Origin of the sequence: uncultured Streptococcus sp. (assembly GCF_963516575.1) — a bacterium.
Lineage (GTDB): Bacteria > Bacillota > Bacilli > Lactobacillales > Streptococcaceae > Streptococcus.
On record NZ_CAUQCP010000047.1, the window covers coordinates 1 to 14,817 of the forward strand.

Annotated in this window: 5 protein-coding genes; all 5 read right to left on the reverse strand. The window is 37.6% G+C overall.

Annotated features, from left to right (window positions below):
* The coding region (locus RWM06_RS08125) for a YSIRK-type signal peptide-containing protein (RefSeq protein ID WP_313970761.1) at positions 1 to 11,649 on the reverse strand (11,649 nt) is incomplete at its 3' end.
* 395 nt (positions 11,650 to 12,044) lie between these two features.
* The gene (locus tag RWM06_RS08130) at positions 12,045 to 12,434 is read right to left on the reverse strand and encodes a YtxH domain-containing protein (protein ID WP_313970762.1); all 390 of its coding nucleotides are present in this window, start codon (positions 12,432 to 12,434) and stop codon (positions 12,045 to 12,047) included.
* Positions 12,435 to 12,449: 15 nt separating this feature from the next.
* On the reverse strand, positions 12,450 to 12,833 hold the full coding sequence (locus RWM06_RS08135) for a DUF948 domain-containing protein (protein WP_399553535.1): 384 nt from the start codon (positions 12,831 to 12,833) through the stop codon (positions 12,450 to 12,452).
* Positions 12,834 to 13,622 (reverse strand): prolipoprotein diacylglyceryl transferase, encoded by a 789-nt coding sequence (gene lgt, locus RWM06_RS08140; RefSeq protein ID WP_313970763.1) that lies wholly within the window; start codon positions 13,620 to 13,622, stop codon positions 12,834 to 12,836.
* A complete protein-coding gene (gene hprK, locus RWM06_RS08145; RefSeq protein WP_313970764.1) occupies positions 13,615 to 14,550 on the reverse strand; it encodes an HPr(Ser) kinase/phosphatase in 936 nt (311 codons plus the stop codon). Before hprK ends, lgt begins: the two co-directional genes overlap by 8 nt.
* Between the last annotated feature and the right edge of the window lie 267 nt (positions 14,551 to 14,817).

A 14,817-nucleotide genomic window follows, 5' to 3' on the forward strand; every position in this document is an offset into this window, starting at 1 on the left:
ATCTGGATCTTGTTCCAATACTACTGTTGGTGTCTTACGCGCTGGTGTTGTTACCACTGGAACTTCTACAGGATCTTTTCCTGGTTCTGTAATCTTAGCATTCCCTGGTACTTCACGGTCTGGTAAATCTTTATTCGGTACTTTTCCTTTACCATCTTGTCCAATTATTACGACAATTGGTGTGCCATTCTTACCTGGAATTTCTACCTTAGTTCCTGATGGATATGTTGTTCCATCTGATTTCTTAGGTGTTACGGTTACATCCCCTGAATCTGGATCTTGTTCCAACTCAACTGTTGGTGTTTTACGTGAAGGTGTTGTCACATTAACATTTTCATCAGGTTTTCCTGGTTCTATAATTTTACCTGTTCCTGGAACATCTCCTTCTGGTAAATCTTTATTTGGTACTTTTCCTTTACCATCTTCTCCAATTGTTACGACGATTGGTGTTCCATTCTTACCTGGAATTTCTACTTTCGTTCCTGGTGGGTAAATTGAACCATCTGGTCTCTTAGGCGTTACGGTTACATCCCCTGTACTTGGATCTTGTTCCAACTCAACTGTTGGTGTCTTACGCGCTGGCGTTGTTACATCAACTGGTTGTGATGGTCTCTTATTCGGTTCTGTTACGATACCTTTTCCTGGTAAATCTCCTTTTGGAAGTTTATCATTTGGCACTTCACCTGATCCATTATCTCCGATAGTCACTTCGATTGGAGTATTATGATCACCTGGGATAACGACCTTGGTTCCTGGTGGATATGTTGTTCCATCTGGTTTCTTAGGTGTTACTATAGCATCTCCATTTGGTTTTCTTGTAATTTCGATTCCACCTGGTTTTTCTGGTTTTTCTGTTTGTGGTTCATTTGGATCTAGTTTCTTAGGTGTTTTCACTTCTAATTCAACAGAAGGTTTACCTGGTGGTGTGATTTTACCTGTTCCTGGAATTTCTCCATCTGGTAAGTCTTTATTTGGAATAATTACTTTTCCATCTGGTCCAGTTGTTACCACAATCGGCGTTCCATCTTTTCCTGGGATTTCTACCTTAGTTCCTGGTGGATATATTGTTCCATCTGGTTTCTTAGGTGTTACTGTCACATCTCCTGTATTTGGATCTTGATCTAATACTAAGGCTGGTATTAAACGAGCTGGTGTTTCTACAGTAACTTTTTCTGGTGTTTTTCCTGTACCAGGCTCAGTGATTGTTCCTGGTCCTGAGATATTACCATCTGGTAAGTCTTTATTCGGTACTTTTCCTTTACCGTCTTCTCCAATTGTGACAACGATTGGTGTTCCATTTTTACCTGGAATTTCTACCTTAGTTCCACTTGGATATGGTGACCCATCTGGTTTCTTAGGTGTTACGGTTACTTCTCCTGTATCTGGATCTTGTTGTAACTCTACTGTTGGTGTCTTACGGGCTGGCGTTTCAACAGTTACATTTTCAACAGGTTTATTCGGTTCTGTTATCTTAGCAGTACCTGGAGTTCTTCCGTCTGGTAATTCACTATTTGGAACTGTACCTTTACCATTTCGTCCAATTTCTACTCTAATTGGGTTTCCATCTTTACCTGGAATTTCCACAATTGTTCCTGGTGGGTATGTTTCTCCACCTGGTTTCTTAGGTGTTACTGTTACATCACCAGTGTTTGGATTTTGTTCCAACTCTACTGTTGGTGTCTTACGGGCTGGTGTTGTCACATTTACAGGTTGTGATGGTTTCTTATTCGGTTCTGTTACTGTTCCAGTTCCCGGTTTAGCATCTTTTGGTAAGCTATCATTTGGAACTGTTCCTGATCCATCATTTCCAATGGTTACTTCAATAGTTGTTCCATCTTCTCCTGGGATTTCTACCTTAGTTCCTGGTGGATATGTTCCTCCGCCTGGTTTCTTAGGTGTTACAATAGCGTCTCCATTTTCCTTACGAGTAATTGCTATTTCTGTTGGAGCGTCTGTTTCTGGTAAAGTTGGATCAATTCGTTTTGGTGTTTCCACTTTAACATCTTCAGTATCTTTACCTTTTTCTATAATTTTACCTGTTCCTGGTGTTTTATCTTCCGGTAAATCATTGTTTGAAACTTTTCCTTTACCGCCATCTTCTATTGTTACGATAATAGGTGTTCCATTCTTGCCTGGAATTTCTACCTTCGTTCCTGGTTGGTATGTTGATCCATCTGGTTTCTTAGGTGTTACAGTAACGTCTCCTGTTTTTGGATCTTGTTCTAACTCAATTGTTGATGGTTTACGAGCTGGTGTTGTTACCTCTACAGGTTTAGATGGTGCTTTATTTGGTTCTGTTACTGTTCCTTTTCCTGGTTTATCAGTTTTTGGAAGTTTATCATTTGGTACTGTTCCTGAACCATCATTTCCAATTGTAACTTCAATTGGAGTATTGTCATTTCCTGGAATTGTTACAGTTGTTCCTGGTGGATATGTTCCTCCACCTGGTTTCGTTGGTGTTACGATTGCATCACCATTTTCTTTACGAGTAATTCCTATAGTTGGAGTTTGAGTCGTAGGAGTTTTTGGATCTGTTCCGTTTTTCTTCTCTTCCTCATCTGGAATTCCATCGTTATCATCATCTGCATCTTCTTTATCTGGAATTCCATCACCATCTGTATCTCTCAGAATCGTTACCGGAACTTCTACCTTAATTTCCTCAGTTTCTTTTCCAGTTTTTCCATCTTTTTCTTTTGTAATCTTAACAGGAATGTTAATTTGACGTTCTTCATCTTTGTCCCAATTATCTACTGTTGGAGTTCCTGTTAACTCACCATTGCCATTAACTGTCAAGCCATTAACTGGTTCTGGATTCTCTTGTGTAATTTTTGAACCTGGTTTATTTGATGTTACAACAGTAACTGGTGTGATTGCAGCTTTTTCTCTCACAGGAGCTGGTGGTGTCACAGTTCCTGTTAGGTCATCCGCTACTTTTGGATTTTTATCTTGTTCATCTGGAATACCATCGTTATCATCATCTAGATCTGTATTGTCTGGATCACCATCTCCATCTGTATCTCTTAATACATTTACAACAATATCTTTCGTAACTGGTGTGTCACCTTCATGAGTTACCGTTACTTTGATAGTTACGTCACGATTGTCTTCTATTCCATCCCAGTCTGTGATTTTTGGTGTTCCTGTAACTTTTCCTTCACTATTCACCGTTAAGCCATTTACTGTTGGTGCAGTAATTGTACTATTGTCTTTATTTGGTGTTACGACTATTGAACTTGTATATTCTTTATTTTCAATAGCTTTTTCTGGTTCTCCGAACTTAACTTCTAATGGTTTTCCTGCTGTTTCTGTAGATGATTGACTTGTTAAGTCTGTTGTTTTACTTGTCACTTGTGCAGTAACTGGTGAACCGTCTTTTACTTTATCCGCAGGAATAGTCACTTTACCATTTGCATCAACAGCAATTGTTGGATCAGAACTTGTCCAAGTTCCATCTCCGGTTTTTGTTACTGTTACTGTTTGTGGCGTATTATCTTCACCTGTATATGTGATAGTTGTAGTTCCTTCTCCAGTTAATATAGGTGTAATTTCTACAGTTCCGTTTTCTTTTGGTGTCACTGTTGGAGCTTGCGGTTTCACTTTAACAATTACGTCAGTTGTTTCTGTTGAACCATCATCATAAGTAATTGTCACTGGAATTGTATGTTTACTATCTGGAGTTACTTTCGGTAATTCAGAATTTTCCTGTACACGCTTAATCTTAGCTGCTGTGAAATCTTTCGTTTCAGTTCCATCTACTACTCCAGTAACCCCTGTTTTTCCTGATAAATCAGAATTTGTTAATGGAGAATCTACTTCTTTAATAACATCAACAGTTGTTACTTTGTGAGGTGTTGGTGTATATGTCGCATCATCAGAATCTACAGCTGAACCACCCGTACCTTTTGTTGATTTAGCAGTCACACTAGTTCCTACTAACTCTTTAGGAATCTCTAATGAACCATCACCTTTACGGAATACTACACCCTCTTTTGGTGTTTCAAGTTCCCATCCAGAATCTTTCTTCACTAGTGTTACAGTTCCACCTGCTAATGGAATTGTTACTTTGTCTCCATCTGTTGGTGGTGTTACTTTAACATTTCCATTTTGCCATTGTGAAATAGTTGGAGCTGCTGGTTTTTGTTCTTTTACAACTACATGTACAGTTACTTGGTTTCCTGCTTTTCCTTGGCTATCAACTGGTTGAAGTGTTACAGCATATACTCCTGCAGTTGGATTTGCTGGAAGTTCTGAAACATTAACAGTACCTGTTCCGAAAGGTTTATCCGTAGTACGATCATCTTCAGTATCAGACACCGTTACTAATTCTTTTAGTTTATCTGCTGTTAGTACTGTTCCTGCATCATAAACTTTTGGATTTTCTTGTGTTCCTACTGCTGCATCTTTCAACGTTACTACTGGAGCATCATTGGTTACTGTAATAACTTGCCATTTTCCGGCTGGTGTTGCATCTGAACCTGTTTCAGGTTTGTAATCTACTCGTAATCCTAATCCGCTAGTATAGTTATCTGTATTGTCTCCAGAAGCAGTTTCTTCTTTAATAAGAAGTTTTTTATTATTATCTGATTCTTTTAGAGCAATACTTACTTTGTTTTCAGCTTTATTTCCTTCATTAATACTATTTGTAATAGCATCCACAAAACCATTTGCATTTGTAACTCCAGCTGATGCTGTAGAAGGATCTACTTTCCAATCTCCACCATTTTCATCACGAACAAGGACAATGCTGCTTGGTGTATTATCAGTGTCAGTGCTGTTATGGAATCGTAACTCGATTCGTTTTGCATCATGTGGCACTGTTACATCAATATGCTTGCTACCAGCAATTGTAGCAGAAGGTGAGTAATCACCCATTGTAACTACTTTAGGATCACTTGTTTTTGAAACATTTGTATCTCCAACTTTGTTCACTACTGTAATTGGTAATGGTTTCTCTGTTTCTCCGTTTTTGTTTTCACTTTGACGAAGTTTTACATTATCTGGTAATGTCGCTGTCCAAGTATCTCCATTAATGGTTACTTGTCCATTTTTACTTGATAAAACTGTGTTATCTTTATCATTTAAGTGTACTTCTACGACTCTATCATCTGATGTGAATCCACCTAATGTACCACTGATTGTACGTGTTGTTGATGATACTGCATCCTGATTAAACGTTGGTTTTGGAGGTGCTACATGGAATGTAACCTCTTTTTGGATGCTAGCAGGTGTATAAACTTTAACAGTTTTTCCATCGATACTCTTTGTATAATATCCTGCTCCAGATGAGAATTTCACTAATGCTTTATAATCCGTTACGACACCTGGTTTATTAAACTCAGTAGTAGTCGTAATTTCAGCATTATTCGTACTCCATTTGAAGTTCATTCCTGCTGGGTAATATTTATCATCACCATCATTATTTTGACCATCGACTACTTTTACAAAATTATGAGAGTCTTGTCCGTTATTTGCATTTGCTGCATCAACTAATTTCGTTCCTAACTCAACAGTTTTTGGACTATTTCTAACTTCAACATCTACTACTTTATATTTATATTTATAAGTACCCTTATTACCTGTTGAATCTGTAACTTCTACACTACCTACATGGTCTCCTAAAGTGGCAGTATCTGTTGAGGTATTCGCTGCGTCTTCAATCTTAACATTCGTTCCACTATTCCAAGTTCCAGTTTTTTCAATTTCAGTTCCATTTGGAAGTCCTGTTACTTTCAGATTAGTAATTTTATTTCTATCATCTCTTACAGTGAAGGTAGGATTGAATTTTGCTCCTTTAAATACTACAAAATTAGCAGTAGTATTCTCATCTTTTGTTAACAACATACCATCCATTGTAGCTGAAGGCTCATTCGCATCCGCTTTTACGACAGGGATTTGAATTTCATCTCTTGAATGGTCTGGATATTCGATAGTTGCACCAACATAGTGAGAACCATCAGGATTTTGCTTAATAGCTCCGTCTTCCTTCATAGAAATCTTCAATCCAGCAGTTGTATTATCTATTTTTACAGGTCCACGAGTTGAATCAAAGGTAATATTTGATTTCAGTGCGTCAAAATCAGACTGACTAATTTTCGCATTTGTAGCATTAACATCCACATTCACTGGTTGAGCTGAAACTTGTGGTTCATATTTTGTTGCTTGAGTTAAGACTTTGAATTTAACTCTAGTAGGATTCGTTCCATCTGATATATTTCTTAGCTCATTTGTAGAAGCATCTTTTGCAATTACATAACGTGTATAATCGTCACTATCATTCCATGGTGTTGTTCCTGTTTTATACTCATTTACTTTCCCTGTAATATTGACATCTCTTGGTGCTTCTACTTCAGTATTATCTCTACGAATCAATTCATTATAAGATAATCCTCGGAATCCTAAACCATTACTTATGTCCCCATTTTTTTCCATTATTCTAGATTCTAATAGCTTACCAGAATTATCCGTCACTCTACCAATTGTTAGATTTGTATCCTCTGTTGGCGTTACATAAACTACTTGGTTACCATCAGCATCAACTATTTTTTCTTTTCCATCTGGATCAAATGTAAATACTGGTGGTTCTTTATCCCCGGCTTTAGAATTCCCTGTTGTTGTATCACTATCTACGCTATCTGATGTCACAGATTTAGCTGTTATTTCAGTTGCATCCTTAATAGCACGGTCTTTAATCGTTACAACACCCGTATCTGGATTAATAGTTACACCATCTTGAGGAGTATTTGGCGATAGCGACCATATATTGCCATTTTTTGTAGCTGTTATTCTAAAAGTAGAATTGTTTGGATGAACATAAGTAAAGTCTAATCTATTAACATTTTCTTCACTTACCGGCGTTACTGTTACATCTCCGTCATCTTTAGACGTAATTGTTGGAGCTGTTGGTTTAACACGGAATGTTTGGTCTCTTTCAATTGTAGCAGGTGTATAAACTTTAACTTCCTTACCATCGATTGTTTTTGTATAGAAACCAGCTCCAGATTTAAACTTCACTTCTGGTTTATATTCAGAAACGATTCCTGGTCTGCTTAATCTAGTTCCATTCGGAACTTCAGCAGTATCCTTCTTCCATTTGAACGACATACCGTCTGGATAGTATTTATCATCCCCATCATTATTTGTACCATCAACTACTTTTACATAATTATGAGAATCTCCTAATTGTGTATTTAATGGAACTGTTTTTGGTGTTTCTCTAATTGCAACATCTACAACTTTATATTTAAATTTATAAGTTTTCTCATTGTTTAGTGCGTCTTTTACAACAATACTTGCTTCATGATCTCCTAATTGAGCATTATTGGTTGCTGTAACAGTATTACCTGCTACTTGAACATCTGCTCCATTTTTAGACCAGTTTCCTGTTGCTGAGAAATTATTCCCACTTGGTAAGCCTGTTACACTTACGCTTTTCACATCATTTTTATCATCACTAACTCTTAAAGTTGGGTTAAATGTAGAACCTTTAAATACTATAAATGAATAATCTGTAGCCGTTTCTGATAATTCTTTACCATTTATCGTCACTTTTGGCGCTGTTGTATCAGACTTCGCAACCGGAATTCTAACATCTTCTGTTGAATGGTCTGGATATTCAATTCTAGCAGTTACATAGTATGAACCATTTGCTGGATCTTTCTGAATTGCACCATTATCTTTCATCGTGATATTTAAACCAGTAGTTCTATTGTTAGCACCATTACTGATTTTTACATCACCACGTTCTGAAGTAAAGGTAATATTTGATTTAATAGCTTCAAACTCTGCTGGAGTAACCGTTGCACCTGGAGCAGTAATATCCTTATCAATTACTTGATCACCAACATGTGGATCATATTTCGTTGCTTGCGTTAAAACTTTCAATTTAACACGAGTTGGATTTGAAACATTTTCAGTTTGATTTCTCATTTCCTTAAGTGCAGCATCTTTTGCTACAACAAATCGTGTAATTGCAACATCATCTGTCCAAGCTGCATTTCCATTACGTTCTGGTAATTTACCTGTAACAACGATATCTCTCGGAGCATCCACATCTCCATTATTTGTTTTGGCTACTTCATTATAAGTAATACCTGAACCTAAACCTTGAATACCAAATACTCTATTAGCCTTATCTGCGAATTTGACCTCAGATAATTTACCAGAGTTATCTGTAACTGTACCAATCTTTAAGTGTGTATCTTCTGTCGGAGTGATATATGCTACTTGCTCTCCTCCTGTTTCAACTCTTGTTTCTTTTCCATTAGAAGTAAACTTGAATTTAGGTGGTTCATTATCTCCAACATTTGAATTAGCTCTTGATGGATCACTTTCTACGTTATCCTTTGTTACTGATTTAGCCGTAATTGGATCAGAATCTTTGATAGCTCTGTCTTTAATAGTTACCTTTCCTGTAGTTTGATCAATCGTTACACCATCAGCTGGAGCATTTGTTAATGTCCATCCATTTCCAGTCTTAGTAGCTGTAACAGTTTTTGGTGTGTTATTCGGATCATTATAAGTGAAATTAAATGTATTAACATTTTCTTCAGTCACTGGCGTTACTGTAACATCCCCATTTGTTTCTGGTGTTACTGTTGGAGCTGTTGGTTTTACTTGGAACTCAATAGTTTTATATAAGAATGTTCTATTGATAATTTCATTATCTTTACCCGGAGTAGTATTAGTAACTTTTTCAACTCCATTTGTTCCAGCGTATCCATCATGGAAATAAGCTGCTGCTTTTACATTATGTTTACCTGGAGTATTTAACGTAACTTTACTTGTCGTAGTTCCATTTGAGTCAATAAATCTAAACTTCATTCCACCTGGGAAGAATCCGTCTTCCGCACTTGTTCCATTAGTAGCCGTAATGAAATCGTGCGAATCTGTATAAGACGTTCCTTTAGCAGTTTGTACAACAAGCTTACCATCACTAGCTGTTCCCTTTCCTTCTTTGAAGGCTAAGTCAACAACTTCAACATTAAACTTCACTGTCGCTTTATTTCCACTATCAACATTGTTTCCTTGATCATCGGACACTTTAAAAGTAACCGTTTGTTTTCCTAATGTCGCATCAGCAGCAACTTTCCCCATAACATTAGTTGTTCCTGGAGTTTTTTCTACTGCTCCTGTTTTTGAAAGAGTTGTTCCATTGTTAAAAGTAACACCTTTAGGTAATCCACTTACATATTTTAAGTTTACTTTCCCTTTAGGATCATTATCGTACATTGTTAATGGAACATTTAAAGTCGCACCTCTATAAATACGAGTTGTAGGCGCATTCGTCTCATTACTTGTTAATACACTTACTTTATTTCCATCTGTCGGATTAGTCATTTTCACTGTTGGTGGTTGATTATCTGGAGCATCCGTTGGAGTAACTCCTTCACTTCGTTCAGAAGTCACAACCCCATTATTATCGACAGTTGTGATGGCTGTAATCGGTGTTCCAGGCAATGCTTCTGCTACAGTAATTGTTGCAGTAGTTCCATTAGTTTTTCCTGTTCCGATAATTTTGCCATTACTATATAGAGTAACTGTAGATCCTGTTTTAACCCCTGTACCAACATTTACTGTGATTTGTTGATTTGTTAATCCTTTTTTATGTTGCACATCACTTGCTGTGATCACAGGTTTTTTAGGGTTAACCGTAAAGTACACTCTTCCATCAGATCCTGAATTTGCGTCTTCCGAAGTTGAACCATCTTGATATCTTGCGACCGCAGTATAAGTAAACTTCCCAGCATTTGCCGTACTTGGAGCAGAATTATTTTTCCAATCCCAGTGCATGCCACCAGGAAATTCTCCACTACCTTTACGCGTAACATATTTGTCTGCTACAGGATTACCTGTGTTTGGAATTGCATCTCCTACAACTTTTGTATGAGAGCTACCTTGGATAGGATATAATTTTGCTTGTTTTTCTCTTAAGGTTGGTTGTACTGGTTGGTCATCATATCCTGTATATGTTGGCTCATTTGTATCTCGACCTGAAACAAATGTATATGCTTGGTTAGTAGTCGCTCCATAGGTACCAGCAACCGCTAATGAGTATGCATCTCTTACTTGGGCATCTGTTACTCCAGCTTTCAACTTAGCTTTTACCTGCATATGTACTGCAGCTGTTTTATCCTCTGTTTTAACCCCAAAACCATATGAATATTTGTTGAATTTATTTTCCGTTCTTGTTACCGCATGGATTAAAAGTGGATCATTACTATTTCCTTTAAACGTATCACGCATATCTTGGTTATAACTATTTCCATGTCTGATATCTAAACCATAGAAATATGTTAATTTTTTCCAAGCTGGACCATAATCCGTAGAATCCCTCAAGAAGTTAACATCATAAGAACCCGTTCTAGTAAATCTTTCCGGATTTTGAGAAAGAGTTCCAGAGTTACCATTTCTTGTATAAGTTTCAAATTTCAAATCTCTTAAAGTATTACCTTTATAAGTACCATCGCTATTCAAATCTAAAATTTGAGGTGGTAAAATTAATCGATAGATTTGATATCTACTTAAGTTCGCCATTGCTGTACCATCATTGTTGAAGAAGACATCATAAACTACATAACGTTCCCCACCAATTGTTGTCGTTTTAGCGAACATATCTACTTTATTTTCTGTATATTCTCTTAGTCCATTTCTTACAACTCTCTCCCCATTACTTGCACGGAAACGTTGATAAATCAATAAGTTGTCACTTGAATCCCATGTTGAAGAAATTGAAGCTGCTCTTACATTTGTTCCCTTCTCAATCTTCTCTCCATTACGTGAGTCACGAGCACCTGAAGTCAAACGTGTTGTAGCGTTTTTAACAGAGTTAAACACTCTCTTCACACGTTTTGTCATATCTTCAACATCGTTCAGAGAAATGGTTGTATTCTGAATAACCCCTTGGGCTAATCCCAAGAGTTCGTTGGCTTTTTCAAATACTTCTTTAGTTGATTCATGTTCAGGAAGCTCAAGAACCGCTGCTTGTAATTGATCAGCAGACAATTTTAGTGATTCTTTCTTATCTGAAATAGTTTTATCAGCTTCACTTAGTTCAGAAGTAGTTTTATTATCTTTGATTTCAGTCTTATTCTCAGTTGCAGTTTCTTGAACCTTGCTTGATCCTTTAGTAGCATTTGATAAAACAGTTAAATCACTTTCTAAAAGGGAAAGTAGTTCATTTACATCCTTCTGCGTTGCAGTATCACTATCTAGTAGGGCTTGTCCTTTTTGAACTCTGTCCTTAATCGGAGAAATAACTGACTTGTCAAGATCTGATTTCGATGAAAGAGTAGCATTTAACTCTTCAACTACTTTTCTTAAATTCGCTTTATCAGCCACTTTGACAACGTTTTCAATATTAGTTGTCATTTCCTTTTCTGAAGAATTCTGTGCAACTTCTACTTTGTTATCGGTAGGTTGTTGAATCTCTGCAAGTGGTTTATCCTTATCTTTCTGTTTAACCACATCTGTGGTATTTTGTGAATTATTTTCAATCACACTATCCGCACTAGCAACGCGCGCACCTAAAAACATCAGTGCTGCAACAGCTACTGAAGCCGCACCAAAGCTATATTTACGAATAGAAAAGCGTAGAACCTTTTCACGTTGATGACGCTCTACTCTACTTAGTGAATTCGATTTGTTTCCCATTTTTCCTCCTTATGTCAAGACATAAAATCAAATTAAAAAGTAATTTTTTATAGCTAAACCCAAGTAGGAATATAACCATAAAAAATCACTATGATGAGCATTTTACACATCACAGCTATCACAGCTATCACAGCTATCACAGCTCAATTATACCATTTTCTACATACTTAATCAAATATATAGCGTTATTTTGCTTGAATTCGAGAGAAATTCTATATTTAAAGATAACATTATAAATATAATAACGCTTTGTATTGCAAAAACAAATCTATTCATAGAAAAAATAGACTAATTTCTTTTCATTCAAGGTTTTATCCACATAAAAAAACCTATAAGCTCTATAGAGGTATAATCCACTAGAGAGTTTATAGGACCTAGAATAGTTACTATTTATTTTATTCTTCTGTTATGTCAATCACAATCTCTTCTGATTCATCAAGAGTTTCGGCCTTTTCTTGCCATTGCTCTTTTAGATTATTGAATCGATCTTTTGATGCTTCTGTCGCTTGACGAGCATAGGATTTAGCTTGAGCAAGTACACTGTCCACAGTGATTTCACCTGACTCAACCTGTTCTTTGGTTTTAAGAACAAAATCTGTAGCCTGCTCCTTAACTTCTGTCAGTTTTTCACAGACCTGCTCCTTGGCATACTCAGGATCTTCTCTCAAATCATCTAGAAAATCTTGAGCCTGACTGCAAACTTGTTTGCCCTTGTCGCTTGTTAAAAACAAGGCAAGAGCTGCACCTGAAACGGTTCCTAAAAGGATTGAGGATAGTTTACCCATAAGGATTCTCCTTTTTTATTTTTTGAAAAATTTACTTGCAAGACGAAGAGCTGACAAACTTGCACCAGTCTTGAGCGTTTTTGAACCAGCTGATGAAGCTTTCTTGCTCAAGACACGCGCATGATCATTGAGGTCTGAAACAGATAGAGATAAATCTGCAACAGCACTAAAGAGTGGATCAATCGTTGCCACCTTGACATTGATATCATCTGCCAAGACATTGACCTTAGCCAGCAATTCATTGGTATGATGCAAGGTCACATCCACATCTGAAGTCAAGGTTTTAATCGTATTCTCTGTTTCATCGATAACACGTCCAAGCTTTTGTACAGTAATAATCAGATAAACCAAAAATACAATCAAAGCAAGGGCAACAAGAATATATGCAACTTCTAACATTTACTTTTCCTCCTCTGAAATATAGTAAGGGGCCTTCTTTCGATTTTGATATAGAATGATAAAAATTCCAAGACCGATAAGGACAACTGATAGCCACTGAGATACTCGAAGACCAAAGAACATGAGGCTATCTGTTCGCATGCCTTCGATGACCATACGACCGAAACCATACCAAATCAAGTAAAAGGCAGTGATATGACCTCGTCTGAGGCTCTTCCATTTTCGTCTGAATATCAGAATCAAGGCAAAGCCAAGCAGATTCCATAGAGACTCATAAAGGAAGGTAGGCTGACGGTAGCTCCCCTCAATATACATCTGGTCACGGATAAAGGCAGGTAGATAATCCAGATTATCCACTGCAGCCCCGTAGGCTTCTTGGTTAAAGAAATTGCCCCAGCGTCCCAAACTTTGGGCAATCATGACGCTAGGCGCCGCGATGTCTAGAAAATCCCAAGTATTGATAAGTTTGCGATCAGCAAAGATATAGAGAACAAGAGCCCCAGTTATCAAACCACCGTAAATGGCCAAACCACCATTCCAAATGGCAAAAATTTCTCCTAAATTCTGACTATAGTAATCAAAACGGAAAATAACATAGTAGAGACGAGCTCCTAAAATAGCCAGAGGAAAGGCTACTAAGATAAAATCTAAAATATCGTCTGGTATGATCTTCTTTCGAGGCGCTTCTTTCATGGTCAAATAAACCGCAAGAATCAAGCCTGTCACAATACACAAGGCATACCAACGAATGGCTAGAGGGCCAAGATGAATAGCAATTGGATCAAGCATCATGCACCTCGTTTTGAGCAATAAGATTTGTCAAGCGTTCTTCAAACAAACGCGTCGCATCAAAGCCCATTTCCTTAGCACGATAATTCATGGCAGCAGCCTCAATCACGACAGAGATATTTCGGCCTGTTTTCACTGGAATACGGATACGAGGAATGGCTACGCCAGAAATTTCTAATTCCTCTGCATTGTTTCCAAGACGATCAAAGGTCTTATGCGTATCATAGTTTTCCAAGTAAACAGCTAGCTGGACTTGTGAAGAATCCTTGACCGCACTCGCACCGTAGAGGCTCATAATATCGATAATCCCAACCCCACGAATTTCAATCAAGTGTTTCAAGATTTCAGCAGGTTCTCCCCAAAGAGTTAATTCATCCTTAGAGTAAATATCTACCCGATCATCTGCTACTAAGCGGTGACCACGTTTGACAAGCTCCAGACCTGTCTCACTCTTACCGATACCACTATCACCTTGAATCAAGACGCCCATCCCATAGATATCCATCAAAACCCCATGAACACTGGTACGTTCGGCCAAACGAGAATCCAGGTAATTAGATAACTCCCCAGACAAACGACTGGTCGCGGTACGGCTGGTTAAAATGGCAATCTTACATTCTCTAGCTGCCTTTAACATTTCTTCTGGAACCACCAAACCACGAGCAACAATGACTGCTGGTGTCTCAGGTAGAAACATTTTTTTCAAAACTTCATAACGGCTGTTAGAAGGCATGCCAATCAGATATGACCACTCCTTCATCCCCAAGAGCTGGATCCGCTCTGGCGTATAATAATCAAAATAGCCTGTCATTTCAAGACCAGGTCGCGTAATGTCCGCTGTATTGATTTCCTTTTCAAGCAATTCTGGTTCGCCATAGACAATGTCTAGTCTAAGCTTTTCAATCACTTCTTTTACTAAAACCGACATCATTTCCTCCTTCAAATGAGTTCTTCTCTCTATTATATCAAATTGTAAGAGGATATTTCAGATTTTTGCAGGCTTTGGAGTATTTATTTATACTCAATGAAAATCAAAGAGCAAACTAGGAAACTAGCCGCAGGTTGCTCAAAACACCGTTTTGAGGTTGTAGATGGAACTGACGAAGTCAGCTCAAAGCACTGCTTTGAGGTTGTAGATGAAACTGACGAAGTCAGTAACCATATCTACGGCAAGGCGACGTTGACGTGGTTTGAA